The organism is Alcaligenes sp. GW821-FHT11D07, assembly GCF_058808495.1.
The window spans coordinates 306865-332380 of record NZ_JBXART010000001.1; the positions used below are offsets into that span (position 1 = coordinate 306865).

Annotated in this window: 21 protein-coding genes; 9 read left to right on the forward strand and 12 right to left on the reverse strand. The window is 55.5% G+C overall.

Features of this window, described 5'->3' with window-relative positions:
* Positions 1-4: 4 nt before the first annotated feature.
* Complete coding sequence (lplT, locus tag AC1RSM_RS01390; RefSeq protein ID WP_492928737.1) at positions 5-1315, reverse strand: lysophospholipid transporter LplT; 1311 nt, start codon at positions 1313-1315, stop codon at positions 5-7.
* Positions 1316-1815: 500 nt separating this feature from the next.
* Between lplT and smc the strand changes: the two genes are divergently transcribed.
* The 3 genes from smc to ligA are packed head-to-tail and all read left to right on the forward strand — an operon-like array spanning position 1816 to position 8488.
* On the forward strand, positions 1816-5340 hold the full coding sequence (smc, locus tag AC1RSM_RS01395; RefSeq protein ID WP_492928739.1) for a chromosome segregation protein SMC: 3525 nt from the start codon (positions 1816-1818) through the stop codon (positions 5338-5340).
* Between the two features lie 44 nt (positions 5341-5384).
* Positions 5385-6404 carry a cell division protein ZipA C-terminal FtsZ-binding domain-containing protein gene (locus AC1RSM_RS01400; protein ID WP_492928741.1) on the forward strand — a complete coding sequence of 340 codons (1020 nt, stop codon included), beginning with the start codon at positions 5385-5387 and terminating at the stop codon, positions 6402-6404.
* Positions 6401-8488: an NAD-dependent DNA ligase LigA gene (gene ligA, locus AC1RSM_RS01405; RefSeq protein ID WP_492928743.1), complete on the forward strand. Its 2088-nt coding sequence runs from the start codon at positions 6401-6403 to the stop codon at positions 8486-8488. Before AC1RSM_RS01400 ends, ligA begins: the two co-directional genes overlap by 4 nt.
* Positions 8489-8701: 213 nt before the next feature.
* Here the strand turns inward: ligA and AC1RSM_RS01410 are convergent, their stop codons facing one another.
* From AC1RSM_RS01410 to msrB, 4 genes are read right to left on the reverse strand one after another with little or no spacing between them, the layout of a single operon-like run.
* Positions 8702-9478 carry a peptidylprolyl isomerase gene (locus AC1RSM_RS01410; RefSeq protein WP_492928745.1) on the reverse strand — a complete coding sequence of 259 codons (777 nt, stop codon included), beginning with the start codon at positions 9476-9478 and terminating at the stop codon, positions 8702-8704.
* A gap of 8 nt (positions 9479-9486) precedes the next feature.
* Positions 9487-9750: a BolA family protein gene (locus tag AC1RSM_RS01415; RefSeq protein ID WP_492928747.1), complete on the reverse strand. Its 264-nt coding sequence runs from the start codon at positions 9748-9750 to the stop codon at positions 9487-9489.
* A 7-nt stretch (positions 9751-9757) separates the two neighbouring features.
* The gene (locus tag AC1RSM_RS01420; RefSeq protein ID WP_492928749.1) at positions 9758-10324 is read right to left on the reverse strand and encodes a septation protein A; all 567 of its coding nucleotides are present in this window, start codon (positions 10322-10324) and stop codon (positions 9758-9760) included.
* Entirely contained in the window at positions 10321-10716 is a 396-nt protein-coding gene (msrB, locus tag AC1RSM_RS01425; RefSeq protein WP_492928751.1) for a peptide-methionine (R)-S-oxide reductase MsrB, read from the reverse strand. Before msrB ends, AC1RSM_RS01420 begins: the two co-directional genes overlap by 4 nt.
* 338 nt (positions 10717-11054) lie before the next feature.
* On the opposite strand from msrB, the gene AC1RSM_RS01430 reads away from it, so the two are divergent.
* The 4 genes from AC1RSM_RS01430 (at position 11055) to AC1RSM_RS01445 (ending at position 16017) form a co-directional block, all read left to right on the forward strand.
* Positions 11055-12224, forward strand: coding sequence for an ABC transporter substrate-binding protein (locus AC1RSM_RS01430; protein WP_492928752.1), 1170 nt, complete (start codon positions 11055-11057; stop codon positions 12222-12224).
* 138 nt (positions 12225-12362) lie between these two features.
* Entirely contained in the window at positions 12363-13400 is a 1038-nt protein-coding gene (locus tag AC1RSM_RS01435; protein WP_492928754.1) for a branched-chain amino acid ABC transporter permease, read from the forward strand.
* 5 nt (positions 13401-13405) lie between these two features.
* Complete coding sequence (locus AC1RSM_RS01440) at positions 13406-15238, forward strand: branched-chain amino acid ABC transporter ATP-binding protein/permease (protein ID WP_492928756.1); 1833 nt, start codon at positions 13406-13408, stop codon at positions 15236-15238.
* Entirely contained in the window at positions 15235-16017 is a 783-nt protein-coding gene (locus AC1RSM_RS01445) for an ABC transporter ATP-binding protein (RefSeq protein ID WP_492928757.1), read from the forward strand. The genes AC1RSM_RS01440 and AC1RSM_RS01445 overlap by 4 nt, the downstream gene beginning before the upstream one ends.
* Here AC1RSM_RS01445 and AC1RSM_RS01450 read toward each other — a convergent pair.
* From AC1RSM_RS01450 to fdxA, 6 genes are all read right to left on the reverse strand, one after another.
* Positions 16014-16655: an OmpW/AlkL family protein gene (locus tag AC1RSM_RS01450; RefSeq protein ID WP_492928759.1), complete on the reverse strand. Its 642-nt coding sequence runs from the start codon at positions 16653-16655 to the stop codon at positions 16014-16016. The two genes, AC1RSM_RS01445 and AC1RSM_RS01450, sit on opposite strands and share 4 nt — an antisense overlap.
* A 293-nt stretch (positions 16656-16948) precedes the next feature.
* Positions 16949-17662 (reverse strand): ATP-binding cassette domain-containing protein, encoded by a 714-nt coding sequence (locus AC1RSM_RS01455; RefSeq protein WP_492928761.1) that lies wholly within the window; start codon positions 17660-17662, stop codon positions 16949-16951.
* A gap of 223 nt (positions 17663-17885) precedes the next feature.
* Positions 17886-18524 (reverse strand): endonuclease III, encoded by a 639-nt coding sequence (gene nth, locus AC1RSM_RS01460; protein ID WP_492928763.1) that lies wholly within the window; start codon positions 18522-18524, stop codon positions 17886-17888.
* Positions 18521-19162 carry an RnfABCDGE type electron transport complex subunit B gene (locus tag AC1RSM_RS01465; protein ID WP_492928765.1) on the reverse strand — a complete coding sequence of 214 codons (642 nt, stop codon included), beginning with the start codon at positions 19160-19162 and terminating at the stop codon, positions 18521-18523. Before AC1RSM_RS01465 ends, nth begins: the two co-directional genes overlap by 4 nt.
* A gap of 51 nt (positions 19163-19213) precedes the next feature.
* The gene (locus AC1RSM_RS01470; RefSeq protein ID WP_492928767.1) at positions 19214-20437 is read right to left on the reverse strand and encodes a polyhydroxyalkanoate depolymerase; all 1224 of its coding nucleotides are present in this window, start codon (positions 20435-20437) and stop codon (positions 19214-19216) included.
* A 213-nt stretch (positions 20438-20650) separates the two neighbouring features.
* Complete coding sequence (fdxA, locus tag AC1RSM_RS01475) at positions 20651-20974, reverse strand: ferredoxin FdxA (RefSeq protein WP_492928769.1); 324 nt, start codon at positions 20972-20974, stop codon at positions 20651-20653.
* A gap of 240 nt (positions 20975-21214) precedes the next feature.
* Between fdxA and pncB the strand changes: the two genes are divergently transcribed.
* Positions 21215-22390: a nicotinate phosphoribosyltransferase gene (gene pncB, locus AC1RSM_RS01480; protein ID WP_492928771.1), complete on the forward strand. Its 1176-nt coding sequence runs from the start codon at positions 21215-21217 to the stop codon at positions 22388-22390.
* Between the two features lie 159 nt (positions 22391-22549).
* Here pncB and AC1RSM_RS01485 read toward each other — a convergent pair whose 3' ends face one another.
* Positions 22550-23068 carry a flavodoxin family protein gene (locus tag AC1RSM_RS01485; protein WP_492928773.1) on the reverse strand — a complete coding sequence of 173 codons (519 nt, stop codon included), beginning with the start codon at positions 23066-23068 and terminating at the stop codon, positions 22550-22552.
* Positions 23069-23152: 84 nt separating this feature from the next.
* Here AC1RSM_RS01485 and AC1RSM_RS01490 point away from each other — a divergent pair, with 84 nt between their 5' ends.
* On the forward strand, positions 23153-25441 hold the full coding sequence (locus AC1RSM_RS01490) for a RelA/SpoT family protein (RefSeq protein ID WP_492928775.1): 2289 nt from the start codon (positions 23153-23155) through the stop codon (positions 25439-25441).
* Positions 25442-25516: the final 75 nt, after the last annotated feature.

A 25516-nucleotide genomic window follows, 5' to 3' on the forward strand; every position in this document is an offset into this window, starting at 1 on the left:
GCTTTTACTTGGCTGTCAGTGCTTGCCCGTGACCTTCTTGGCCGATGCAGGCTTCCAGCTCCGGATGTGCGCGCAGATTGGCATTTTTCCAGATGATGAACACCGTCATCAGGGACGCCACCATCAAGCCAAAGAACACAATGATGTAGTTGATGGGTAAACGCAGCCAGAGCAATAGGCTGTACAGCGCCAGCATGAACAGGATATTCAGCTGTTCATTGAAGTTTTGCACCGCAATCGAGTGGCCAGCCGAAAGCATGACGTGACCACGGTGCTGAAGCAGGGCATTCATGGGGACCACAAAGAAGCCGGACAAGCCGCCGATACCCATGAGCAGGGTGTAAACCGCCCATTTTTCGTGGACCAAAGGCATTAGCAGGACCACCAATCCCATTCCCACCCCGACCGGCAAGACACTTAAGGATTTCTTCAAGGGAACGCGGGCGGCAAAGACGGCGCCGAACACAGTGCCCAAGGCTGCTACCCCCATCAATACCGAAGCCTGATCCAGCCGGTAGCCCAGGTGTTGAGCCCCCCATTCGATCACAATAAATTGCAGCGTGGCACCTGCACCCCAGAACAAGGTGGTGACGGCCAGCGAAATCTGCCCCAGCTTGTCACGCCACAGAATGTGCACGTAAGAGCGGAATTCTTTCAACAGCAGGATGGGGTTTTTTTGCTGTTCGGGGTAGTTGATGTTGGTGCGCGGAATCAGCAGATTGCACAGGGCAGCCAAGAGATAAATAAAGGAAATCAGCAAGATAGCCACTTCAGCCCGGGTTTGGGCCAAGGGGGCGATCAAGGGGTGCTCTGCCAGGGTGGCGGCGATGGAAGGGCTGATCAAAATACCGCCCAGTACTGTGCCGCCAATAATGGATAGCACGGTCAGGCCTTCAATCCAGCTATTGCCCTTGACCAATTGTTCAGGCTTGAGCATTTCGGTCACGATGCCGTATTTGGCCGGCGAGTAGGCTGCCGCACCGACACCCACCAGGGTGTAGGACACAAAAACCAGAACTAATTGCTGGGAGTCGCTCATGCCAAAGTACTGGTGGCAGAACATCAACATACAGCCAATTAGCTTGATGGCGTTGGTGGCAAACATGACCCGGCCCTTGGGGTACGAGTCGGCAAAAGCCCCAACAAAAGCGGCCAATAGCACGTAGGACAGCGCAAACCACCATTTCATCATGGGGACCATCCAGACAGGTCCATGCAGGTCAGCGATCAGGGCGATGGCGGCAATCAGCAAGGCATTGTCGGCAACTGACGACAATGCCTGGGCGGCCATGACCAGATAAAATCCTTTATTCAAAATACATCCCGAATGCGTGTGTCCCATAAAAGCAGTACGGTCACTGCCGGACACGAATCAAAGCCAAATTTCAGGCAGAACGAGCAGCTTGAGTAGCGCCCGCTACGGTTTTCCTGACAGAGCCTGGGCAGGCGCGAAATTTACGAACAGAGATGGGGAGCAAGAATAACAGGGTCTGCGCGAGCAGTGGTATCAGAAATTCATTGCTACGCTTTGTTGGTCCTGATTTTCTGGCCTGTCTGGCGCCGGGCAAAGCGTTATTGTAATTGCGCTGTTCGATCTGTTTGTCCGGCTTGCCAAGCAGGGTAAACAGGGCTTGACGGCAGCGGGCAGTTTACTGCCTTATCATTCAGGTGCACGGATAGGTTTTCATTTGTTTTTTGGCTGTCTTGGCTGTGCGCGGCAGGTGCTGCGGTATCATACGACTCGCGGTGCCAGGCATATATAGATGCGCCTGCGCGCCTGTTCAAATTAGTCCTTTTTGAGCTGACCTCTACCCTGTGCGTCTAACCCAGATCAAACTCGCTGGTTTCAAATCCTTTGTAGACCCGACAACCATCCCTACCCCAAGTCAATTGGTGGGGGTTGTCGGGCCCAACGGCTGTGGAAAATCCAACATCATCGATGCGGTGCGTTGGGTGCTGGGCGAGAGCAAAGCGTCGGAATTGCGTGGCGAGTCCATGCAAGACGTGATCTTTAACGGTTCTTCACAACGCAAACCGGCAGGCCGGGCCTCAGTAGAGCTGGTTTTTGATAATTCCGAAGGGCGTGCTTCTGGTCAGTGGAGCACCTATGCCGAGATCTCGGTGCGCCGTGTATTAAGCCGGGATGGAACCAGCAGCTATTTTTTGAACAATCAGGCCGTCCGGCGGCGTGACATTCACGATATTTTCCTGGGTACAGGCTTGGGGGCGCGCGGTTACGCCATCATCGGGCAGGGCATGATCAATCGCCTGATTGAAGCCAAACCGGAAGAGCTGCGCGTTTTTCTGGAAGAAGCGGCTGGCGTGTCCCGCTACAAAGAGCGTCGTCGCGAAACGGAAAGCCGTTTGCGCGATACCCGTGAAAATCTGCTGCGCGTAGAAGATATTCAAAGAGAGCTGGATGCGCAGCTGGAGAAACTGCAGGCGCAGGCCGAAGTAGCGCGTCAGTATCGTGATTTGCAGCAGGACGGCGAGCTCAAGCAAAATTTATTGTGGCTGCTGAAAGAGTCCAATGCCCAGGGCGATCAAAAAGCGCGCTTTCTGGCCATTGAACAAGCTCAGACCAAACTGGAAGAATCCATTGCCGGCTTGCGGCATACGGAGTCTGCGCTGGAGTCTCAGCGGCAGGCGCATTTAGAGGCGGGTGACGCCTTGCACGCCGCCCAGGCTCAGTTGTATGAAGCGGGCTCCCAAGTGTCCAGCCTGGAGGCTGAAATCCGCCATGTGCTGGATTCGCGCGGCCGTATGGCCCAGCGTCGTGAGCAGTTGGAACAACAACAGCAGGATTGGGCGGAACAACAGGAACATTGCCAGCAAGAGCTGGAAAATAGCGAGCAACAGCGTGAAGAAGCTGCTGTAAAGCTGGAAGAATTACAGATTCTGCTGGAAGAGGCCCAAGGCAGCTTGCCCGATCTGGAACTCCAGGTGCGCGAGCAGGCCCAGCGTCGTGACGAAATGCGCATGGGTTTGGCCCGTCTGGAGCAAAACCTGGCTTTGGCCGCGCAGTCGCAACGTGATGCGGACCGGCAGATTCAAGGACTGGAGCAGCGCCAGGAACGCTTGAAGCAGGAACTGCGCGAGCTGAACGCGCCCGACCCAGATAATCTGGAGCGTTTGCGGGGTGACTTGAACATGCTGCAAACGCAGCTGGAGCAAGCCCAGGAGCATATGCAGCATCTGGAAGTGCAACTGCCACGCTTGGAAGAAGAGCGTAAAAAGGCGCAAGAGCAGGCCTTGCAGGGTGGGCAGGATATGGCCCGACTGGAAGCGCGCCTCTTGGCCTTGAGTCGCTTGCAGGAAGATGTGGCGCGCAAAGGCACGCTTGAGCCATGGCTGGCCAAGCATGGGCTAGAGAGTATGAAACGCCTCTGGCAAAGTCTGGATGTGGAAAAAGGCTGGGAAACGGCCTTGGAGGCGGTGTTGCGGGAACGCATGACGGCTCTGGAATTGCGCCGTCTGGATATGGCTGCAGCCTTTGCCAGCGATGCGCCGCCGGCCCGTCTCAGCTTTTATCAGCTGCCGGAGCCCGCTTTAGCCGCCAAACCCACTTTAGATTTGCCCTTGCTAAGTTCTGTGCTGCGTCAGCAAGAGGGTGGCCTGCGTAGCCTGTTGGATGACTGGCTGCGCGAGGTTTATGTCTGTGCCGATTTGAAGCAGGCCTTGAGCCTGCGCGAGCAGCTCACCGATCAGATGACGATTGTGGTGCGCGATGGCCATCTGGTGGATCGTCATAGCATCCGTTTTTACGCCCCGGATTCCGAGCAGGCAGGCATGTTGGCGCGCCAGCAGGAAATTGCTCATCTGGAGCGGGAACTGCGGGGTGCTCAGCTTATTGTTGATGAGCTGGGGCACGCCAGTACGCAGTCTGAAATGGCCTTGCAGCAAGTGCGTTCCGGCCTGGTTCCGGCGCGTGCACGCGTGGGCGAATTGACGGCCCGTATGCACGATGTGCAGTTGGAGCACTCCAAGCTGGCGCAACAAGCCCAGCAATCGCAAGAGCGCGGCGGACGGATCAACGAGGAGCTGGAAGAATTGGCGGTGCAGCGCGAAGAGCTGCAAGCCAATCGTGAAGAATTCGAAGCGCGCTTTGAAACGCTGGATGAAGAGCTGGCCGAGCACCAAGGCATTTTTGCTGAAGCGCAGATGGAAGGCGAAAAAGGCGCGGAACTGGCCGAGCAGGCCCGGCGCACCGTGCATGAACGCGAACGTGCCGTGCATGATGCCCAGTTCGCAGAACGTGCTTTGGTGCAGCGTATGGCAGAACTTGAGCGCAATCTGGCCTTGGCTCAGGAGCAAGCTCAGCGCACGGCCGGTCAACTGGAAGGTTTGCAAGGTGAGTTGCTGGAACTGGACGCTTCTGCGGCCCAGGCAGGTTTGCAAGATGCCCTGGAGTTACGGGCCGAGCGAGAGGAGGCTGTGCGGCTGGCCAAAATCCAGCTGGATACTTTGGCTGCCCAATTGCGCGAGCACGAGCAGGCTCGATCTGAAAATCAGAAAAACTTGGGGCCTTTGCGTGAGCAGGTCACCGAATTACAGTTGCAGGAACAAGCCTCGCGTCTGGCGGTCGAACAGTTTGCCGAACAGTTGGACAGTCGCAAGGTGAACCGTTCCGAACTCTGGAGCTTGTTACAGGAAAAGACACCGGAATGGCAACGAGTGGGTTGGTTGCAGTCTGAAGTCCAGCGTATCTCGCGTCAGATTGAAGGGCTGGGGCCGGTTAACCTGGCTGCACTGGAGGAGCTCACGACCGCGCAGGAACGCAAGACTTATCTGGATGCCCAGCATCTGGATTTGACCGAAGCGATCGAGACGCTGGAAGATGCGATTCGCAAGATCGACCGCGAGACGCGTCAGTTGCTGATGGAAACATTCAACATTGTTAATGAGCACTTTGGAGAGCTTTTCCCAAGGTTATTTGGTGGTGGAGAGGCTAAACTGACGATGGTGGGCGATGAAGTGCTGGAAGCGGGTGTACAGGTGATGGCGCAACCGCCGGGCAAGCGAAACAGCACCATTCATTTGCTCTCGGGCGGTGAAAAAGCGTTGACAGCCACCGCCCTGGTTTTTGCTTTCTTTAAATTGAATCCCGCTCCTTTTTGCTTGCTGGACGAAGTGGATGCTCCACTGGATGATGCGAATACCGAACGCTATGCCAATCTGGTGGCCAGCATGAGTGAACAAACCCAGTTTTTATTTATTTCCCACAATAAAATTGCAATGCAAATGGCAAAACAACTGATTGGTGTCACCATGCAAGAGCAGGGGGTGTCCCGAATTGTTGCGGTAGACGTAGACGCTGCCATGCAAATGAGCAGTGTGTAAGCCTGTTTTTTTAATCCGGTAGTGTTGATTCGACGGAACTGACAATGAGTGATTTGCAAATCGCACTGATTTTATTGGGCATTTTGCTCATCTTGCTCGTGGTGGTGTTTAACTGGTGGCAAGACCGCCGTGTACGCCAGCAGATGCAAAGCCAATTCCCGGATGGGGATACTGACCCTTTGATGAGCCAGCTCACCGAGCTGGAACGTCGCGAACCCAGCATGGCGCGGGGCGATGCTACCGCTGCGGATGGTGACCATGATGCCGCAGAGGCTGATTGCACCACCGAAGCCGTGATTGACATCAGCTTTAGCCAACCCGTGGATGCGCAGGATCTGGCCCAAGCCTTGCAAAGTGTGTCGCGCTCCGGCTCCAAACCGGTGCGTTATTTTGCCGAATGTGAAGGGGGTGGACACCGTGCTCGCTTGCGGGCAGGCGAGTCCTACGCCAGCATGCAGATAGCCGTTTTGCTGGCTAATCGTAGTGGCCCCTTGTCGGCCATTGAATGGTCGCAGGTCTGGATGGCGGCTCAATCCTTGGCCCAGCAATTTGACGGCTCGGTAGAAGGCCCTGAACAAGATGATGTGCTGCGTCGCGCAGCCTCCCTGGACAATACGTGTGCTGATCTGGATGCCTTGGTGGGCGTCTCTGTGCGCCTGCCTGGTCCTATGCCAGCTTCCTCAGTCATTCAGATGGTGAAAGACGCGGGTTTCTTGCCCTTTGGGCAGCAATTGGCCTGGTTGGCCGATTCGGGCCAGCCTCGCTTTACCGCCATGTTTGACAGCGCTCACCCCAACGATATTCAATCGGCCAGCATTGAGCGTATTGATCTCTTGCTGGATCTGCCCAATAGCCCGGCCGACGACCATGCCTTTAGCCGCATGGCAACGGTTGCTCGTGACTTGGCCAGCCGCCTGGATGCCGTGGTGCTGGATGATCAAGGCCGACCTTTGCCAGAGAGCACTGATCAAAATATTGATGAACAACTTAGCAATCTGTACGAGCGCCTGGAGCAGGCCGGCTTTACGGCAGGCCAGGAACGTACGGGCAGGATTTTTTCGTGAGTTTGAAGCGAGTACAGCAGTTACATGAAGAACTGGCCCAGCATAACTGGGCCTATTACGTTCAAGATGCGCCCAGCATTTCGGACGCGCAGTATGACGCATTGATGAATGAACTGCTGGCACTGGAAGCCGAGCACCCGGAATGGATTACGCCAGACTCTCCCACGCAACGCGTGGGGGCGGCCCCTTTGGGCGGATTCGATACCGTTCAGCACGCTGTGCCTATGTTGTCCTTGGGCAATGCCTTTGACGACGAAGAGGTCAGTGCCTTTGACAAGCGGGTGGCTGACACCCTGCTGGATGCCGGTGTGATTGGCCTGGATCGCCGGGTAGATTACCTGGCTGAATACAAGTTTGACGGTCTGGCGATCAGTCTGCGCTACGAGCAAGGTTTGCTGGTGCAAGCCTCAACCCGCGGCGATGGCACGACGGGCGAAGATGTCACTAGCAATATCCGCACGATCAAATCTATTCCCCTGCGTTTGCGAGGCGATGCCGCGCAGCTGCCTGCGGTTTTGGAGGTGCGTGGCGAAGTCCTGATGAACCGGGCTGACTTTGAAAGCCTGAATGAAAAGCAGACCAAGCGGGGCGAGAAAGTTTTTGTAAATCCCCGCAACGCAGCTGCCGGCAGCTTGCGTCAGCTGGACCCCAAAATTACGGCTCAGCGACCCTTGCGCTTTTTTGCCTATGGCTGGGGTGAGATCAGCCCGATGCCCGCGGCTAATCAGCCGCAAAATGCCTTGTTTGCGGACTCGGCAAGCGACGCGCTGCCCCGTGATACCCAATCGGGCATGATGGATTGGCTGGAAAGCCTGGGCATGCCCATGAGCCGAGATCGGAAAGTAGTGCAGGGCGTTCAAGGCTTGCTGGATTTCTATGCAGAAACCCAAGAGCGTCGTCCTAATCTGCCCTTCGAGATCGATGGGGTGGTTTACAAGGTCAATGCCTTGGCCGCTCAGCGTGTCCTGGGCTATGTGGCACGTGCCCCGCGTTTTGCCGTGGCACATAAGTTTCCGGCTCAGGAAGAGATGACTCGCGTGGAGAGCATCGAGTTTCAAGTAGGCCGTACAGGGGTGGTCACGCCCGTAGCGCGTTTGAAGCCGGTGTTTGTGGGTGGAGTAACGGTTACGAATGCCACCTTGCACAACGAGGATGAGGTGCGCCGTAAGGATGTGCGCGCAGGCGATACCGTTGTAGTGCGCCGTGCAGGCGACGTCATCCCTGAAGTGGTGGCGGTGGTGCTGGAGCAGCGTCCTGAGGGCAGCAAACCCTTTGAGATGACCAAGGAATGCCCGGCCTGCCATTCAGCGCTGGAGCGTCTGGATGGGGAGTCCGCCTGGCGTTGCACCGGCGGCTTGATTTGCCCGGCGCAGCGCAAGCAGACCCTGATTCATGCGGCCAGCCGCAAAGCCCTGGATATTGAAGGTTTGGGCGAAAAGCTGGTGGATCAGTTAGTGGAAAACGGTTTGGTTCATACCTTGGCTGACATCTTCAAGCTCAAGGTGGAAAAACTGGTGCTCTTGGATCGCATGGGCCGCAAATCTGCTGAAAATTTGATTGAAGCTATCGACAAAGTACGTGAGCCAGCCTTGAATCGCCTGATCTATGCCTTGGGCATCCGTCATGTGGGTGAAACCACGGCACGGGATCTGGCTCAGCACTTTGGCACTTTGCAGGCTTTGGAGCAGGCTGAAGAAGAGGCCTTGCTGCAGGTGAATGAGGTGGGCCCGGTGGTTGCCGCTTCCGTGCGGCACTTCTTTCAAGAGCCACACAATCGTGAAGCCCTGGAGGCTTTGCTGGCAGCCGGGGTCAGACCGCAGCAAGCTCAAGTACGTGCCAATAGCGCAAACCTGCCCTTGGCAGGCAAAACAGTGGTGATCACCGGTACTTTGCCCAGCATGAGCCGTGACGAAGCGACACGCCGCGTGCTGGAAGCAGGCGGCAAGGCCAGTGGGTCGGTATCCAAGAAGACTGCTTTCGTGCTGGCAGGGGCCGAGGCTGGCTCCAAACTGACTAAAGCTCAAGAGCTAGGCGTGACAGTTCTGGATGAGGCTCAGTTTCTGGCACTGTTGGCGGGTGAATAGAAGGCTGGTACACACAGAGTGCTAGCCACGCGTTAATTCTGATATTGGGGCAAATAGCCCGTAGTGATCTGCTGCTGATTTGAGATTTAACTACCGTGTGAATGACACCCTGTGAACTGTCTTCACTAAAAACAAACATGGCGCCCTTGAGGCGCCATGTTTGTTTTTCCTGTCAGCCGCTTCACCTGTAAGGCAAGGCGACCGTCAAAGCCATTACTTGATATTGGCTTCTTTCAGGATCTTTTGCTGGTACTCGGCCAGCTTGCGCTGACGCATCATTTCTTCCAGCTGAGGCTTCACTTCAGCCATCGACGGGAAGGTCACTGGACGGGCATCGTCCACCTGGATGATGTGCCAGCCAAACTGCGACTGTACGGGAGCAGCACCCAGTTCGCCTTTCTTCATCTTCTCTACGGCCTGAGCAAATTCAGGGACGTAGGTGGAGCTTGGAGCCCAACCCAGATCGCCACCTTGTTGGCCACTGCCGGTGTCGATGGAGTCTTTCTTGGCGGCATCCGCAAAGCTGATCTTCTTGGACTTGATCTGAGCCAGCAGGTCTTGGGCAGCTTTCTCGTCTTTCACCAGGATGTGGCGAACCTTGTATTCTTGCTGACCTTCTTCCATCGCCTTGATGGTGTTGTATTCCTTGGTCAGATCAGCTTCGGTAACCGGGTTCTTTTTCAGGTAGTCAGCCATCAAAGCGCGTACCAGAATGCTTTGGCGGGCCAGTTCGGTTTCTTGCTGGACCTGAACGGTCTTGTCGATACCAGCTTTCTCAGCAGCTTGTACAACGGCCAGGCGGTTGACCATTTCCTGTTTGACTTGCTCACGCAGCTCAGGCGAATCTTTAGCGCCTTGCTCGACCAGAACGGCAACGAACTGATCCAGGTCTTTTTGTGTGAGGTTTTTGCCGTTGACGGTAGCAATCGTCTGGGCATAGACGGGAACAGCCATAGCGCAGGTCAGGGCAAATGCAGCGATACGTTTCATGAGCATCCTTAAGCAGTGGTTTTGGCTTGTATAGCCAATGCGTGAATCGGGAAAGGCATTAGATCGTGGACGCGATCATACACAAGTCTGTGTCGTGCCAGTGTTGAAATTCCATCAAATTGTTTCGAGGCAATAATGACTCGAAAGTGGCTGGCACCCCCTTGAGCACCGGCATGGCCTTCGTGCAAATGGGATTCATTGATGATGTCCAGTTCCGTAGGCTCCAGCGCCTGGAGTCGTTCATGGATCAGGGAAGCGAGCGCATCTGTCATAGCGAAATCAAGATTTGGGAGGATTGGAGTTGTCGGAGGAGTCTTGCAGGTAGCGGCCCAGCCACAGAGATTGGGCAACGACAAACACCAGCATCAAGCCCAGCAAACCGAAGGCTTTGAAATTGACCCATTGGGATTCAGTGAAGTGGCCCGAGAAAGCCACGTACAGATTGACCAGGCCCGTGATGATGAAAAACGAGGCCCAGACCAGGTTTAATTTGTCCCAGACATGACCGGGCAGCACCAGATGAGTGCCCATGAATTTCTGCATCAAATTGCGGTGCATCAGGTAGCGTCCGCCCAGCAAGACCAGGGCAAAGATCCAGTACAGCACGGTGGGTTTCCAGCGGATGAAGACATCGTTATGGAAAAACAGCGTGGCACCACCAAAAATGACGATCACCGCCAGATTGATCCAGTGCGAGGTCTCGATGGCTTTGCTGGTGAGCTTTAGCCAGAGTATCTGCAGGACCGAGGCCGCCATGGCCACACCGGTCGCGGTATAGATATCGGAAAAGCGAAACGCCAGAAAGAATAGAACGAGCGGGAATAGATCAAATAAGAGCTTCTTCATGCTTCAGGTTCAAAGGTCAGCGACAAGGAGTTAATGCAGTATCGTAGCCCAGTGGGCGGAGGACCGTCTTCGAACACGTGGCCCAAATGCGCATCGCAGACATTGCACAGCACTTCAGTGCGGCGCATGCCGTGGCTGACATCCAGCTCTTCGCGCACATTATCCGGGTTCAGGGGTTCAAAGTAGCTGGGCCAGCCGCAGCCCGCATCAAACTTGGTGTCCGAGGCAAACAAAGCGGTGCCGCAGCCAACGCAGCGATAAATGCCGGGGGTCGCGGTATCCCAGTAGCGGCCCGTAAAAGCACGTTCCGTGCCTTTCTGACGGGTGACATAGAATTCTTCGGGGCTGAGTTGGGCACGCCATTCAGCCTCGGTTTTGCGTACTTTATCCACGTGTGCTGCCTTTTGAAAAACAGGTAAATGCCTACAGGAGGCGCAATCCTACATAGTAATCGACAATTAGAGTGCGTTTGGTGCAGAGGGTTCCATACCGCCCGGTCCTGGCATGAAATAGCCGGAGAAATAGCGGTTTTTCATAGGGGGAGTGCAGTTAATTAGTGAGCTATCACTTTAGTTAGTGCACTATTTAAACTTTTAATATTTAAGGTAAACACCAATATCTGAAAACCGCGTGACTTGATACGTTTCTGGTATGTGCTGGTGATTATCTGTATTACGATTTTTGGCCGCTAATCCGGCCCACAACAATGAACAAATATTGGGAGAAAAGGATGAACTGCATTTCTACTGGGCGCCTGACGACATTGGCTGCTGCCCTGGCTTTGAGCTTGCCCGTGGCGGTTTCCGCGCAGATCAAAGTTGGCGTGACGGTGGCGGCAACAGGACCGGCGGCTTCGCTGGGCATTCCTGAGCGCAATACAGTCAGCCTGCTGCCTAACGAAGTGGCTGGCCAGAAAATTGAGTACATCGTTCTGGATGATGCAACAGACACCACCGTTGCCGTGCGCAATATGCGCAAGCTCATCACCGATGACAAAGTAGACGTGGTGATCGGTACCTCCGTGACCCCAGGCTCTTTGGCCATGGTGGATGTGGCTGGCGAAACCAAGACTCCCATGATCAGCGTGGCCGCTAACGCCAAAATCGTTGATCCGGTTGAAGGCGCCCGTACCTGGGTGTTCAAAACCCCTCAGAATGACCAGTTGATGGCTGGCGCTCTGGCTGACGCCATGGTCAAGCAAAACGTCAAAACCCTGGGCTTTATTGGCTATAACGACGCCTACGGTGATGGCTGGTTGAACGTGATTACTGAAGCGGCTCAAGCCAAAGGCATTAAAGTGCTGGGCGCCGAGCGCTATGGTCGTAACGACACCAGCGTGACCGGTCAGGTACTGAAGCTGCTGGGCACCAAGCCTGATGCTATTTTGATCGCTGGCTCCGGTACGCCTGTTGCCTTGCCACAGCGTGAACTGAAGGGCCGCGGCTTTGCCGGCATCATTTACCAGACTCACGGTGCGGCCAACAGCGACGTGCTGCGTGTATGTGGCAAAGACTGTAATGACATGATCTTGCCAGCCGGTCCTTTGCTGGTAGCCGAACAACTGCCTGACAGCAGCTCGGTGAAAAAGACCGCTATGGAATACAAAGAAAAGTATGAAGCCAAGTACGGCGAGGGCTCCATCAATACCTTTGGTGGCCATATGTGGGATGCCGGTCTGCTCGTGACCGAAGCGATTCCTGTCGCTCTGAAGTCCGGTGCCAAACCTGGCACGCCGGAATTCCGTGCCGCCTTGCGTGATGCTCTGGAGCAAACCAAGGAACTGGCTGCTTCGCAAGGTGTATTCAATATGTCCGCAAGCGATCACGCAGGCCTGGATAAACGTGCCCACGTGATTGTGAAAGTGGTCGACGGTAAATGGACGTATCAGCCTGATCTGTAATATCTGACAGGCGAAAACCGGCTCAAGAGCCGGTTTTTTCCGAGGCGGGTGCTGGCTGATCCTGGCACCCGTTCCCGCTACAGGCCTGCGGTTCCGTAAGCCCTTTGCTTCTTTTTGTTGTACAGGATGTTGTCCGACATGGATACCACCATTGCTTTAATTTTGTTGCAGGATGGCATATTGAATGGCGCCATCTATGCCTTGCTCGGGCTCGCCCTGGTTCTGGTCTTCTTAGTTACGCGCGTCATTTTTATCCCGCAAGGTGAGTTCGTCACCTTTGGCGCCTTGACCTTGGCGTTTGTGGTCAATGGCCGCATGCCGGGAACCGTTATTTTGTTATTGATTGCAGGCGCACTGGTGTTCCTGCTGGAGTTGCTGTCTGCCTTGCGCAGCCGCAGTCTGGCTGGCATGCCCCGCAAGTTCCTGGTCAATATCCTGATTCCCGTGGCCGTTTACTTTGCCGCCCCGGCAATTGTGAGTTCGCAATTGCCTCTGTGGGTCGCGGTGCTGTTCTCCCTGGCCGTGGTCATCCCTTTAGGTCCCATGGTTTATCGCCTGGTGTATCAGCCCATTGCAGAAGCCAGCGTGCTGGTGCTGCTGATTACGTCGGTGGCCGTGCACTTTGCCCTGACCGGTCTGGGTCTGGTGTTTTTCGGTCCTGAAGGCTGGCGTACCCCTCCGTTCATGGAAGGCGAGATTTCCCTGGGTCCAGTTAGCTGGTCGGCACAGACCTTCTTTGTGATGGGCGCTTGTGTGCTGCTGATCCTGGCTTTGTGGGGCTTTTTCGGCAAAACGTTGTACGGCCGTGCTTTGCGTGCCACAGCGGTGAACCGTCGCGGTGCCCGCCTGGTGGGGATCAGCACCAATATGTCCGGCTCCTTGACCTTCACCTTGGCTGCGGCCATTGGTGCTTTGTCCGGCATGCTGATCGCGCCTGTGACAACCATTTATTACGACACGGGCTTTTTGATTGGCCTTAAAGGCTTTGTGGCTGCCATTTTCGGTGGCTTGATCAGTTATCCCGTCACCTTGCTTGGGGCTTTGTTCCTGGGGGTGCTGGAAGCGTTTTCGTCTTTCTGGGCCAGTGCCTATAAAGAAGTCATTGTATTTACCATGGTGATACCGGTGTTGTTGTGGCGCTCCTTCGGTAGCAAGCACGTGGATGATGAGGAGTAAATCACATGAGACACTTGCTGACGCTACTGTTTATTGCGGTTCTGTTGGTCTTGCCCCAGTTGGGAGCAACGCCCGAGTTCTGGATTACCCAGCTTAACTATATTGGTTTGACCAGCCTGGTCGTTTTGGGCCTGGTCTTGTTGACGGGGGTGGGTGGTTTGACTTCCTTTGGTCAGGCCGCTTTTGTGGGTCTGGGTGCCTATACCACGGCCTACCTGACGGCTCGTCTGGGCTGGTCCCCCTGGTTCAATCTGTTGATTGGCATGGCTGTGACCATGATGGTGGCCTACATCCTGGGCGCGATCACACTGCGCCTGTCCGGTCACTTCCTGCCCCTGTGTACCTTGGCCTGGGGGCTGGCTTTGTATTACCTGTTCGGCAACCTGGAGTTCCTGGGTCAGTACGACGGTATTTCCGGTATCGCACCGCTGGAGTTCTTTGGTATTTCCTTGTCCTCGGGCCGGGATATTTATTACCTGATCTGGGCCTTCGCTTTACTGGCTATGTGGGGAACGCGCAACCTGCTCAACTCCCGTCCCGGTCGTGCTATTCGTGCCTTGAAACACGGTAGCGGCATGGCGGAATCCTTTGGCGTGAACATGGCCAACTACAAGGTCATTGTGTTCGTTTACGCTGCTTTGCTGGCTTGTGTATCCGGTTGGCTCTACGCGCACTACCAGCGCGCCGTCTCGCCCAGCCCCTTCGGTTTGAACTACGGTATTGAATACCTGTTCATGGCCGTGTTGGGTGGTGCAGGCAGTGTGTGGGGGGCCGTGTTGGGTTCGGCCCTGGTGCTGAGCCTGAAAGACCAGCTGCAAAACTGGTTGCCCAAGCTGCTCAATACCGACATCAACTTCGAGTTGATTGTGTTCGGCATCTTGATGGTCTTGATCCTGCAGTACGCGCGTGATGGCTTGTGGCCTATTTTGCAAAAAGCCTGGGAAATGGTGTTTGGCGCTAAGAAGCGCAATCAGGCGCCGCCTCCTCAAGCGCAGGCCTTGCCTCAGCGTGAGCGTCCCCAGGCTGGCTCGCTGGTGCTGGAAGTGAACAAGATCCGCAAGGAGTTCGGCGGTCTGGTGGCGGTCAATGACATCAGCTTTACTTTGAATGCCGGTCAGATCATGGGCTTGATTGGCCCTAACGGCGCGGGCAAGAGCACGACGTTCAACTTGATTACTGGCGTACTGGGAGCCACCAGCGGACAGGTCAGTTTCCTGGGTCAGCGTATTGATGGCAAACCCGCACGCGAGATTTCTCGCTTGGGCGTTGGCCGCACCTTCCAGCACGTTCAATTGCTGCCCACCATGACGGTTCTGGAAAACGTGGCATTGGGCGCTCACCTGCGTCGCAATGTAGGTGTCTTGTCTGCCGTCCTGCATACCGAGCGCCGTAGCGAAGCCGAACTGCTGCATGAAGCCGCTGTTCAGCTGGAGCGCGTGGGCTTGGGTGAATACCTGTACGAAGAGGCCGGCAACCTGGCTTTGGGCCAACAGCGTATTTTGGAAATTGCCCGTGCCCTGGCTTCTGATCCGCTGCTCTTGTTGCTGGACGAGCCCGCTGCGGGCCTGCGCTACAAAGAAAAGCAGGAGCTGGCCAAGGTGCTGGATCAACTGCGTCGTGAAGGCATGAGTATCTTGCTGGTTGAACACGACATGGACTTTGTCATGAATTTGACGGACAAGCTGGTTGTCATGGATTTTGGCACCAAGCTGGCCGAAGGTTTGCCCAAGGAAATTCAGGAAAATCCAGCTGTGCTGGAAGCCTACCTGGGTGGTATTGATGACGACCTGGATCTGGATCAGGTCAATGAGCCCGCCTCGGCAGGAGCAGCGCTATGAGTTCAGCACAATCGCAAGACATCATTTTGAAAGTGGACAATCTGGCAGCTCAGTACGGCAAAGTCAGTGCCGTAATGGGCGCCAGCCTGGACGTTCGTGCCGGAAGCATCGTGACCGTGATCGGTGCCAACGGCGCGGGCAAGTCCACCTTGCTTAACGCCATGATGGGCTCTTTGCCCAGCGTGGGCCGCAGCACAGGTTCGGTGAAGTACGAAGGTCAGGAAATCAGCCATTGGGAAGTAGAGCGTCGTGTAGCCGCTGGTATTTCCCTGGTGCCAGAGCGTCGCGAGCTATTTGGCAGCATGACGGTGGAAGACAATCTGCTTTTGGGCGGCTTTCGTTTGTACCGCGCCCGTCATCCTGGCTGGCGTGACACCATGGATAAGGTCTACACCTTGTTTCCGCGCTTGAAAGAGCGTCGTACGCAGCTGGCGGGAACTTTGTCAGGTGGTGAGCGGCAGATGCTGGCCGTGGGCCGTGCCTTGATGGCGCAACCCAAGGTGCTGATGCTGGATGAGCCCAGCTTGGGTCTGGCACCGCGCGTGGTGCGCGAGATCTTCATGATCATCGCCCGACTGCGCAGCACCGGTGTGGCCATCTTGCTGGTCGAGCAAAATGCTCGTGCCGCTTTGCAAGTGGCTGACTACGGTTATGTTCTGGAGACGGGCGATGTAGTGCTGCAAGGCCCCGCGTCAGACCTAGCTCATAACCCCCGAGTGATAGAAAGCTATCTGGGCTTGGGGCAGGGCAAACGCGAGCAGGAAGAAGCGACTGCTTAGAAGCGGTAGCCGATCCCGATGGTGGCAACCACGGGGTCGAGCTTGGCTTTACCAATCGACTGGCCGTTCAGCTTCACGTCTGGACGGATGCTGATGTAGCGTACGTCAGCGTTCAGGAACCAGTTGTTGTCCAGTTTGTAATCCACGCCGACCTGAGCTGCAAAACCCCAGCTGTTTTTCAGTTTCAGGTCCGAACCTGCCAGAGCACCGCGCGATTCGGTATCAAAGAACATAGTGTAGTTCACACCCACGCCCACATAGGGTTGGAAATCGCTGTCAGGCAGGAAGTGGTATTGCAGGCTCAGGGTAGGGGGCAAGTGCTTAGTCTTGCCGATACGGCCCAGATTGCTGTCAATATTGTGCTGGAAGGGGAAGGCACCCAACAGCTCCACACCAATGTTGCGAGTCGCCATATAGGTCAGGGAAAAGCTGGGGCGGGCATTATTGCCCACGTCCAGATCAACGGTGCCGTCAGCGACCGAGCCGTTATTGGATTTGGGGGCCACCCAGGTCACACCACCTTTGAGCAAGAAATCACCCGTTTCGTGTGTTTGGCCTTGGGGGGCGTACAGAACAGTGGCCAGTCCGACGGCCAGCAAGGACAAGTGCAGACCAGGAAACAATTGGCGGGTTTTCATAGTAGCTCCGTAGGGATGTGTAAAGCCTACAGAGTGCATGAGCGTGCTGGCGCTGGATTTGATCCAAAACAAGCTTCAGAAGTAGTTGGCCGCCTGACCTTGTTGCAGATCAAGTAAGCCGAACTCATCGCCTGTTGTTTTCGCCCAAGTGTCTTTTTTCTGCATCACCCGCTACGCGCTCAAAAATAGAAAGCCCTAGGTTTTGGCGGGGTATTTAGCAAAGCTGTTTCTGGTGACGCTGGGTTTGATCGGTTGAAGGGCTGGACAAGTGTCAAACAAACTTGCCACCGTCCTTAGACGCCCAGCAAGGCGTGCAGCGCCCCATATTTGTGATCAAGCTCACTGCCAGGAAAACGCTGAATAATTTGCCCTTGCTCCAGAACATGAAAGTGATCGCTGAATTCAGCAGAGAACTGTGGGCATTGCTCGGCCAGAATAATGGCGTAGCCTTCGCTGCGCAGGGTGCAAATCAGCTTGGCCAGTGTTTGTGCCTGGACCGGAGCCAAGCCTTCCGACACTTTATCCAAAAGCAGCAAATGAACTCCTGTGCGTAGCAAGCGCGCTATTGCCAGCATCTTTTGCTCGCCAGTGGATAGATGAGCGGCCATATGGTGGCGGCGTTGTTCCAGGCCTGGCAGTAATTCGTAGATTTGAACCAGGGACATGCCCCCGCCCAGGGTGGTACCGATGGCAGGCGGCAGCAAGAGGTTTTCCTCGCAGCTCAAACCAGTGAAGATGCTTTGCTCGTAGGGGCTGTAGCCCACGCCCAGGTCCGCCAGCTGATGCTGGTTGAGATGAATCGCTTCAGTCCCTTGGATGCGGATGGAGCCGCGGCGGCTATCGGTCAGTCCCACAATGGCACGTAGCATCGCGCTACGCCCCGCCCGATGACGACTTAATACGGTGCAGATTTCGCCTTGAGCGACCTGTAAATTCAAACCACGCAAGAGCGGAAACTCTCGGTGCCAGGCGTAAAGATTCTCAATGTCCAGGGCAGCCCGTGTCATGAGAACGCTCCTTGTCGTGAGTCGTCAATATGGGCCTGGAGCTGGGCTGGTGGCGTGTGTTCCGCACCGCAAGCGTGTTGCCACCCGCTAACTCTAGGCAGAGTCCTTCATGCGTTTCAGTATGGAAGGGCGGACGACGCAAAACTATGCGGGTTTGTCATAGGATGGACCGGTTTAATGCGGTGTTTAGTAAACAAATGTTGTTAAACCAGCCTAGTGTTACTTAAGTGTTAACAGTTTTAGGTTTGAAGTCACACAAGTCTGAAATACCGCACTGAGGGCACTTGGGTTTTCGGGCTACGCAGATATAGCGGCCATGCAAAATCAGCCAGTGATGCGCATCCAGCAAAAAGGGTTTCGGGATGAGCCGTTCCAGCTTCTTTTCCACTTCAACCACGTTCTTGCCCGGTGCAATGCCAGTGCGATTGGAGACGCGGAAAATATGTGTATCAACAGCAATCGTGGGCAAGCCAAAAGCGGTATTGAGCACAACGTTGGCCGTTTTACGACCTACGCCAGGTAGTGCCTCTAGGGCGTCGCGATCACAGGGGACTTTGCCTTGATGCAGGTCCAGCAGCATTTGGCAGGTCTTGATGACATTGGCTGCCTTGGTTTTGTAGAGGCCAATGGTTTTAATGGCTTCGCGCAAACCTTCCTCACCCATAGCCAAAATGCCTTCAGGTGTGCCGTGTTCAGGGAAAAAGCGGGCGGTGGCCAGATTCACAGATCGGTCCGTCGCTTGGGCTGACAAAATCACCGCAATGAGCAGTTGGAACGTGTCTGCGTATTCCAGCTCGGTTGTAGGTTTTGGGTTGGCCGCCTGAAAACGGCTGAAAATCTCGTAGCGTTTGGCGGCATTCATGGCGTAGTTTCGTTTGCAGTCTTGCTGGCGCGTCGGGCGCGGGCGCGCGCCAAGGCAGAGGCGATGGAGGCCTCTCGTTTATCGGCTTGGTCAGCGGTGTTGGCCAAAACGGGTTTATTCGCCAAAGTCCGAGCGGCCAGATCCGAGCTTTCTTGGTGGCGAGCCAGCAGACGGTCGCGACGTTGTTCGGTATCCAGACGGGCCTGAAAGGCCTGCTCGCTGTTCCATTCGTCTGTGGGCACCATGCTGATGCAGTCAACCGGACAGGGCGGCACACAGAGCTCACAGCCGGTACAGCGGTCAGCCAGCACGGTATGCATCAGCTTGTTGGCGCCAATAATGGCATCGACCGGACAGGCCTGAATGCACAGCGTGCAGCCAATACAGTGTTCTTCAATAATCACGGCCCGGCTGGGGCCGGTGAATTCGCCACAGGAGGGGTCCAGGGGCAGGACGTCACGGCCCAGTAGCTCGGCTAAAGCCTGCACGCCTTCCGGGCCGCCTGGCGGGCAGCGATTAATAGCCTCGCCTTCCAAGGCAATTGCTTGGGCGTAGGGAAGACAGGCGTCGTAACCACAGCGGGTGCACTGGGTTTGGGGGAGCAGGGCGTCAATGCGCCGTATTAAGGTGTCTGGCATGAATACAAAAACGGGGCCATCTGGCCCCGTCAGAAGCGGCGATAGCCAAAATCAGTTGTGCTGACGGATGAAGTCCTTGATTTTAGGACAGATCAGCGTGCGCCAGCGGCTTCCCGAGAAAATCCCGTAATGACCACAGTTGGGCGCCGTAAATTCCTGTTTGAGTTCAGGGGCGATTTTCGAACAAAGGCTTTGGGCTGAGTGTGTCTGACCTTGGCCAGAAATATCATCCAGCTCGCCCTCGATGGTGAACAGGGCGACCCCATCAATATCCTGGGGGCGGACCTGCTCGCCGTGTACGTGCCATTGGCCTTTAGGCAGTCGGTGCTCTTGGAACACAATGCGGATCGTGTCCAGGTAGAACTCGGCGGGCATGTCCAGCACGGCATTGTATTCATCGTAGAAACGGCGATGTGCCTGGGCATCGTCATCATCGCCTTTGATCAGATGCTGATAAAAGTCGTAGTGCGAGCTGACGTGCCGGTCCGGATTCATGGCAACAAACCCTGCATGCTGCAAAAAACCGGGATAGACGCGACGATGCGCACCTGGGTATTTGGTGGGTACACGATGGATCAGATTGTTTTCAAACCAGGAGTACGACTTGGTGGTTGCCAGCAGGTTGACTTCGGTGGGCGACTGGCGCGTGTCAATGGGGCCGCCCATCATGATCATGCTGCGTGGCATCACTGGCGAACGGCGGGTCGCCATCAGGGAAACGGCCGCCAGGACGGGCACGGTAGGCTGGCAAACAGACATGACGTGCACGTTCGAGCCCAAGGTCTGGATGAATTCCTGTACGTACAACACGTAATCATCCAGATGGAAGGGGCCGGCTGAACGCGGCACCATGCGGGCGTCTACCCAGTCTGTGACGTATACCGAGTGGTCCGGTAGCAAGGCACGTACCGTTTCGCGCAGCAAGGTGGCGTGGTGGCCCGATAAAGGGGCGACCAGCAAAATAATCGGGTCTTGCGCCGCTTGGGGGTGGTCGCGTTCGAAGTGGATCAATCGGCAAAAGGGCTTGTCCAGATGGACGGTTTCGCGCACCTGCACCGTTTGCCCGTCTATCTGGGTCTCGTTCAGCCCCCAGGCCGGTTTTTCATAATCTTTGCCGATACGGTGTACCAGTTCAGAGGCTGCCGCCAGTTGGCGCGACAGGGGCGTATAGGCCAGTGGACTGTAGGGGTTGGAGAACCATTGAGAGCTGGTGCCTGTAAAGGCCGCCAAAGGGGCCAGAAAGGACCGCTGAAGTTCGTGCAGATCGTAAAGCATAGTGTGCGCCTTGGTGTTGCCTAGTTTGATACAGAGGAATGTATATGCTTATTTCCTGTGGGAAACAATACGACGTTTGCTGTTCCTCTGGTCTTGGGATTTTCCCTTGCTGCGCTGCGGCAAGTTTTTTTATCAAAAGGCGAGATTGGGCGCAAGGGTGGCTGTTAAGAAAAAACAGCCACCGGCGGTGGCGTGTCTAGGGCAGGGCAGTGTTTAACGCTCCAGGTACTGTAGTTTGTTCTCCACACCGTTCCAGTCGTCGGCATCTTCCAGCGGTTTCTTAGAGCGGTTGATGCTGCCAAAAATGGGGCTGAGCTCAGCATTCAGTTCAATGAAGGGGACCTGGTCCTGCGGGACGTCTTCTTCGGCAAAAATGGCATTGGCCGGGCATTCGGGAATACAGACGGCGCAATCGATGCATTCGTCCGGGTCAATCACCAGAAAGTTCGGGCCTTCACGAAAACAGTCGACGGGGCACACATCCACACAATCGGTGAATTTGCACTTGATACAGTTTTCGGTGACGACGTGGGTCATTTCAGTAACACTCCTGCGGTATCGGTAAGGCGTTTGGCCCCGGCAAACCGGCCTGGGGCTGGTGCGCGATAACGCACAGGGCCTGAACGATAAAAATGGGATTTAAATCTAATCTTGGGATTTTAACGAATATTCAGCTTCTTGCTTATTGAGATGGCGCAATAGCTGTCCGGCTAGATAGCTGTTCGCAAGAACTGGCGCGCATGCTATGGTTGCGCAATCAAAATCGGTAGGTTTGCGATGATCATCACCTCTTTGCTTGATACGGATCTGTACAAGTTTTCCATGATGCAGGTCGTTTTGCATCATTTCCCCGCTGCGCACGTGGAGTATCGCTACAAATGCCGTACCCCCCACATTAATTTGGCCCAGTACCTGGACGAGATCCGGGCGGAAATTCATGCTTTGTGCCAGTTGCGTTTTTCGGACGCCGAACTGGATTATTTGCGTAGCCTGCGATTCATCAAAAGCGATTTTGTAGATTTTCTGGGATTGTTCCATCTGCCCGAGCGCTGCATCCAGGTGCAGCCCAGCGATGTTCCCGGCGAAATTGAAATTCTGGTCCAAGGCCCATGGCTGCACACCATTTTGTTCGAGATCCCGGTGCTGGCCATCGTGAACGAGGTGTACTTTCGCAACGAGCGTCCGCAGCCGCCGTGGGAAGAAGGGCGTGAACGCCTGCAGTCCAAAATGCGCCTGGTGGTGGATGATCCCGCCTTAAGTGACTTCCGTGTAGCGGATTACGGCACGCGCCGCCGTTTTTCCAAGCAGTGGCACGAAGAAGTTGTCACAACCATGATCCAGCAGATGCAGCCTCATTTTGCGGGCACCAGCAATGTCTGGCTGGCCATGAAGTATGGTGTCACGCCGCTGGGAACGATGGGTCACGAGTATTTGCAGGCCTGTCAGGCTCTGGGGCCTCGTTTGCGTGACTCACAGATTTTTGCGCTGGAAGTGTGGGCCAAAGAGTATCGCGGTGATCTGGGCATTGCTTTGTCCGATGTGTATGGCATGGATGCCTTCCTGCGCGACTTTGATATGTACTTTTGCAAGCTGTTCGATGGCGCGCGTCATGATTCCGGCGATCCCTTTATTTGGGGCGAACGCTTGCTGGCGCACTATCAGGCCAATCGTACGGACCCGCGTACCAAAACTCTGGTGTTCTCTGATGGCCTGACCATTCCTAAAGCCATTGAGTTGGCTCTGCGCTTTGCAGGTCGTTGCAAAGTGTCTTTTGGTATTGGCACTAATCTGACGAACGATCTGGGCCATGAGCCTTTGCAGATTGTCATGAAAATGGTGCGTTGTAATGGTCAGCCCGTGGCGAAAGTGTCGGATGCTCCGGAAAAGACCATGTGCGATGACCCGGCCTATCTGGCGTATTTGCGGCAGGTTTTTCAGTTGCCTCCGGCTTGACGATTTGGTCTTCGCTGCTGGTCTGGTTGAGTATCAGCCTGGGCTAGCAGTCCTTAGGGCTATCGCCTGATAAAGCTGTCAAGCCATGTCGCTATAAAACTTAAAAGCTACAGAGCGATCAAGCACATTCAAAGCCCTTTGTTAAATCAAAGGGTTTTTTTATAGGCACAGCAAGGCCGCCAGATGGCCTCCGGCTTCACGGGCCTGTTCAATGTGGTCTGCATGAAGTGTCTTGGGAGCCAGAATGGTCTCCGGCGTTTGCGCTTGAAAATTGAAAATGCTGGTGGGAATGGCCAGTTCCAGTCGCCATCCGATGCAGATTCGCTCCAGTTGCCGTTGGGCTCCTTGCCCGTCGCTGCCCGCACTGATCAAGGCTGTATAGGGACGTCCATTGAGTTGATCCAGAACCGCGTAGTAGTGGCGGTCCAGGCACTCTTTCATGGCCCCGCTCAAACTGCCCAAGTTCTCGGGGGCGCAGAATAAGTACGCTTCCGAGTCCAGCAGATCACAGGCCTGTACCTGATCACAGTGCAAGCGTTTGATACAGACGCGTTCTTGCTCACCCAGCTCCTGAAGTACGTGCAAAGCACCCAGTTCCGCTTGCTCGGCCAATTGCTGGGCAGCGCCGGTACGAGAGTGCCAGATGATCAGAAGCTGGCGGCATGTGTTCAGACTCATAAGCTCTTACTCGCGGTGATAGACTAGCGTCTACAGTATAGAGAGCTACTCCAGCGCTGAGTGGCCACATCGACGTAAACCACCATGAATCACACAGCTTCTCCCCCTACGGCCGAGTCGGCCTTCAATCCCGAATGGTTTGCGCAAGCCAGCCAAGGACTGGATGAAGCAGGGCGTACGCTATTGCAGGCAGCGGCCGATTGGACGGGGCCTATTTTGCAGGATCTGACCGGGAGCACCGGCGAACCCTTGAACAGCCATTGCGCCCAAGTGGCGATCATTTTGGCTGGCTTGGGCGTGGATGCGCAAACCCGTGCCAGTGCCTTGCTGGCCGTCACCCCATCTCCGGGGCCGGAAATCAAACAAGACCCGGTGCAAAAAGCCTTTGGTGCCGAGGTCATGACCTTGGTGCGCGGCTCTCGTGCTTTGTATCGTTTGGGTTCGATTACAGGTCGAGCCAAAGAGGAAGCGGGCGGGGGCGATCAAAAAGAGATGAAGCGCAAAATGCTGCTGGCGATGGCTGCGGACTTGCGCATTGTGATGATGCGCTTGGCGTCACGCCTACAGTCGCTGCGCTGGTACAGACAGTCCAAAACCGTGTGCCCGGTGGAATTCGCACGGGAAACTCTGGAGCTGTACACGCCGCTGGCCAATCGGTTGGGGATTTGGCAGGTCAAATGGGAAATGGAAGATCTGGCGTTTCGCTTCCTGAACCCCGAGGTCTATAAAGACATTGCCAGCCGATTGGAAGACAAGCGGGTAGAGCGTGAAACCCTGATCAGTCAGGTGCGTGACCAATTATTGGCGGCGCTCAAACGCGAGCACATTCTGGCCGAGGTCTCTGGCCGCCCCAAGCATATCTTCAGTATCTGGAACAAGATGCGGAATAAGCATCTGGACTTCGAGCAGCTGTTTGATCTGCGCGCCTTGCGCGTCATTGTTGACGATGAACGCAGCTGCTATCACACGCTGGCGGTGGTGCATTCGTTGTGGACGCCGGTGTCTGAGGAGTTTGATGATTACATCTCCCGGCCCAAACCTAACGGCTATCGTTCCCTGCATACCGTTATTGCGGATGCTCAAGGGCGCTGCTTTGAAATCCAGATTCGCACGCGGGACATGCACCAGTTTGCGGAGTACGGGATGGCCGCCCACTGGCGCTATAAAGAGGCCGGGGCGCAAGGCGGTCAGCAAACAGCCGATGGCGAGGACGACAGGAAAATTGCCTGGATGCGTCAGCTGCTGGCCTGGGATAGGGAGGCATCTACCTCCAATGCCAGTGAACTGCCTGCGCAGGCAGAAAAAGAAGTCAGCACTGAGCCTGCGGCCGAGGTTGCACCAGCTAAAAAACCGGCTCCTGCTCGGCCTTTGAAGGCGCAGGAAGATGAACATATATATGTTTTGACGCCACAGGCCCGAGTAATCGAGCTGCCTGTGGGGGCGACGCCGGTGGACTTTGCTTATTATTTGCATACCGATCTGGGGCACCGCTGCCGGGGCGCCAGGGTGGATGGCCACATGGTGCCTTTGTCTACGCGCTTGTCGACAGGGCAGACGGTGGAAATTGTGGCGGCTAAATCCGGCGGACCTTCGCGGGACTGGCTGAATATTCAGCTAGGCTTTCTGGCCAGCCCCCGTTCGCGTTCTAAGGTGCGGGCCTGGTTTAATGCCATTGAATTGCAGCAACGCATCTCCCAAGGCCAGGGCATGGTCGAAAAAGAGCTGCAACGATTGGGCCGCACGGCGGTGAATCTGGAGCAAATGGCCCAGCAGCTGGGTTTTGCCAAGGCTGACGACTTGTATATTGCCGTTGCCAAGGACGAATTCAGCCTGCGTCAGGTCGATGCCTTGTTCCGCGAGGATACCCAGGAAGAAGAACCGGTTCAGCGTGTTTTTGACGCGGCGCGGGAAAGCGTCTCGAAAACCGGGAAAAGCGGCGTGCTGGTGGTGGGGGTGGATTCGCTGATGACTCAGCTGGCCCGCTGCTGCCGTCCGGCCCCACCCGATGCTATTGCGGGTTTTGTGACTCGGGGGCGGGGTGTGTCGATCCACCGGGCCGATTGCAAGTCCTATCATGAACTGGCCGAGCGCCAGCCTGAAAGGGCTATTAGTGTGGATTGGGGCGATACAGGGGATACTCAGTATCCGGTGGACCTGGCGATCGAGGCTCAAGAGCACCCCAGCTTGTTGCGCGATCTGTCCGAGGTTTTTGCCCGCCTGCGTTTGAATGTGACGGGTATTAATACTTTGAGCCGTCGTTCTTTGACGCGCATGATCTTCACCATTGAAGTGCGTGATGGTGAGCAAATTCAAAAGGCCTTAGCGGCCTTGAACGAGTTATCGGGCGTCAGTGCCCGCCGCTATTCGTCCTGAACTGCTAAAATCAGTAAACCTAAACCTCGCGGGCGTTGTGCCCGCGATTGTTCTTGTCAATCAAGAGAGCGAGCT

Excerpts from the sequence above, each read along its gene's own strand:
- fdxA (WP_492928769.1), bottom strand. The coding sequence starts at position 20,974 with ATGACCCACGTCGTCACCGAAAACTGTATCAAGTGCAAATTCACCGAT.
- AC1RSM_RS01485 (WP_492928773.1), bottom strand. The coding sequence starts at position 23,068 with ATGAGTCTGAACACATGCCGCCAGCTTCTGATCATCTGGCACTCTCGT.
- AC1RSM_RS01470 (WP_492928767.1), bottom strand. The coding sequence starts at position 20,437 with ATGCTTTACGATCTGCACGAACTTCAGCGGTCCTTTCTGGCCCCTTTG.
- AC1RSM_RS01435 (WP_492928754.1), top strand. The coding sequence starts at position 12,363 with ATGGATACCACCATTGCTTTAATTTTGTTGCAGGATGGCATATTGAAT.
- AC1RSM_RS01455 (WP_492928761.1), bottom strand. The coding sequence starts at position 17,662 with ATGACACGGGCTGCCCTGGACATTGAGAATCTTTACGCCTGGCACCGA.
- AC1RSM_RS01490 (WP_492928775.1), top strand. The coding sequence starts at position 23,153 with ATGAATCACACAGCTTCTCCCCCTACGGCCGAGTCGGCCTTCAATCCC.
- AC1RSM_RS01445 (WP_492928757.1), top strand. The coding sequence starts at position 15,235 with ATGAGTTCAGCACAATCGCAAGACATCATTTTGAAAGTGGACAATCTG.
- AC1RSM_RS01415 (WP_492928747.1), bottom strand. The coding sequence starts at position 9,750 with ATGACAGATGCGCTCGCTTCCCTGATCCATGAACGACTCCAGGCGCTG.
- nth (WP_492928763.1), bottom strand. The coding sequence starts at position 18,524 with ATGAATGCCGCCAAACGCTACGAGATTTTCAGCCGTTTTCAGGCGGCC.
- pncB (WP_492928771.1), top strand. The coding sequence starts at position 21,215 with ATGATCATCACCTCTTTGCTTGATACGGATCTGTACAAGTTTTCCATG.
- AC1RSM_RS01450 (WP_492928759.1), bottom strand. The coding sequence starts at position 16,655 with ATGAAAACCCGCCAATTGTTTCCTGGTCTGCACTTGTCCTTGCTGGCC.
- AC1RSM_RS01430 (WP_492928752.1), top strand. The coding sequence starts at position 11,055 with ATGAACTGCATTTCTACTGGGCGCCTGACGACATTGGCTGCTGCCCTG.
- AC1RSM_RS01465 (WP_492928765.1), bottom strand. The coding sequence starts at position 19,162 with ATGCCAGACACCTTAATACGGCGCATTGACGCCCTGCTCCCCCAAACC.
- AC1RSM_RS01400 (WP_492928741.1), top strand. The coding sequence starts at position 5,385 with ATGAGTGATTTGCAAATCGCACTGATTTTATTGGGCATTTTGCTCATC.
- AC1RSM_RS01420 (WP_492928749.1), bottom strand. The coding sequence starts at position 10,324 with ATGAAGAAGCTCTTATTTGATCTATTCCCGCTCGTTCTATTCTTTCTG.
- AC1RSM_RS01410 (WP_492928745.1), bottom strand. The coding sequence starts at position 9,478 with ATGAAACGTATCGCTGCATTTGCCCTGACCTGCGCTATGGCTGTTCCC.
- AC1RSM_RS01440 (WP_492928756.1), top strand. The coding sequence starts at position 13,406 with ATGAGACACTTGCTGACGCTACTGTTTATTGCGGTTCTGTTGGTCTTG.